The following is a 1,421-nucleotide window of genomic DNA, read 5'->3' as shown; positions in this document are numbered from 1 at the left end:
CCCGTATTCGGTCGCTTATGACGACGATTCCATGGTCTTCTTCGACATGGCCGCGATCGGCCGCAGGGACCTGCCGTCCTGGTTGCGGCCGATCGCGGCCATGTCGAAGAAGACCATGGAATCGTCGTCATAAGCGACCGAATACGGGTCATTGGCATTGCCAGCCCCGACGAGCGCAAAGCACGAAACCGCGTCCGGAACGCCGGGCTGGCTTTTGAGGACCAGCGTCTTGCACAACACGACGGATGCGCGGGTGTTATAGACGGCCTCGTCGTAGTCCCGCACGGCCTTCGTGCAATCCCACTCCTCAGCCTTGTAGGTGATCTTGGGCTTCGGACAGGCCGCGAGGCCCCGCAGCCTATAGGTGACGCCGTTGATGACGCGTTCGGTCGCGGACTTGATCTCCACCGGCTTAGCTAGCGCTGTTAGGTCGCGCTGAAAAAGGCCTCCGCGTGCGTCGTAGCGCTCGTAGACGAAGGTCTTTTCGCCAGGTTTGGCGAACTTCTGCAGATACGCGGTCGACGGCTGCTCGAACGGACGCGGCTCGTTCGTGCCCAGATCGGCGGCGCCTAGGACGGTGCTGTGGAGCAACAATGCCGCGAGGAAGAAAAACTGCTTCATCGGAAAATTGGCCTCGATCCCGCTTCTCGTATTGACACTTTACTTTTGCTCCATGTACCCATAGTAAAATGTCAAAATCGGTAGCGCAATGAAAAACCGGATCGCGCTTGCGCTTTCTCTCTCAGCCGTCATGACGCCATTCGGCGCACATGCGGACAACACGAGTTCGACGCGTATCGCGGCGGCGTTTGCACTGCCGGCCCGCTCGGCGGTTTCGACCTTTTCCGATGCCGATCACGGTTCGACGATCGGCGGCGGGTGTGCGCCGGCGGATCGCGGGCGGGCCGCGGCCTTGGTGCGCCAGATTGCTGAGGAAGAGGGCTTCGATCCCGACCTGACCGAGGCGGTTGCCTGGGCGGAAAGCGACATGGGCGGCAATCAAGGGCCGTCTCGCGCGGGCGCGCTCGGCATCATGCAGCTTATGCCAGCGACAGGGTCGCGTCTCGGGGTAACTGACAGATGTGACGCGAAAGCCAATATCCGCGCCGGCGTCCGCTATTTGAAAGCGCTTTATGATGAGTTCCATGATCCGCTTTTGATGTTGGCGGCCTACAATGCAGGCGAAGAGAACGTCTACAAAGCCAACGGCATTCCCGTGAACGACGAGACCACGAAATACGTGGTCAAGGTGCTCAATCGCTGGAAGCTCGGCAAGCTGATCAAGGCTCCCCTCCCCAACCCTGGTAACGATCATCACGCAGCCGCGACCGGCGCGGTTGATGGCGTCGCCTGGCAAGACGGTCACGTCATCGATTTTGGCAACTGAAAAAGGAGTGAGATGAGGATGGACTATAAAAAGG

The 1,421-nt window shown here is 59.9% G+C and carries 2 protein-coding genes; one reads left to right on the top strand and one right to left on the bottom strand.

Going from position 1 to position 1,421, the window contains the following annotated elements; translation table 11 throughout:
* Positions 1-15: 15 nt before the first annotated feature.
* Complete coding sequence (locus tag EOA38_RS36565) at positions 16-621, bottom strand: hypothetical protein (protein WP_127301496.1); 606 nt, start codon at positions 619-621, stop codon at positions 16-18.
* An 88-nt stretch (positions 622-709) separates the two neighbouring features.
* Between EOA38_RS36565 and EOA38_RS36560 the strand changes: the two genes are divergently transcribed.
* A complete protein-coding gene (locus EOA38_RS36560) occupies positions 710-1,387 on the top strand; it encodes a lytic transglycosylase domain-containing protein (RefSeq protein ID WP_127301495.1) in 678 nt (225 codons plus the stop codon).
* Positions 1,388-1,421: the final 34 nt, after the last annotated feature.

Source organism: Mesorhizobium sp. M1E.F.Ca.ET.041.01.1.1 (assembly GCF_003997355.1).
In the GTDB taxonomy this organism is placed as follows: Bacteria; Pseudomonadota; Alphaproteobacteria; order Rhizobiales; family Rhizobiaceae; genus Mesorhizobium.
The sequence above is the reverse complement of the archived record's forward strand: the minus strand, read 5'-3'. Positions and strand labels throughout refer to the sequence as shown.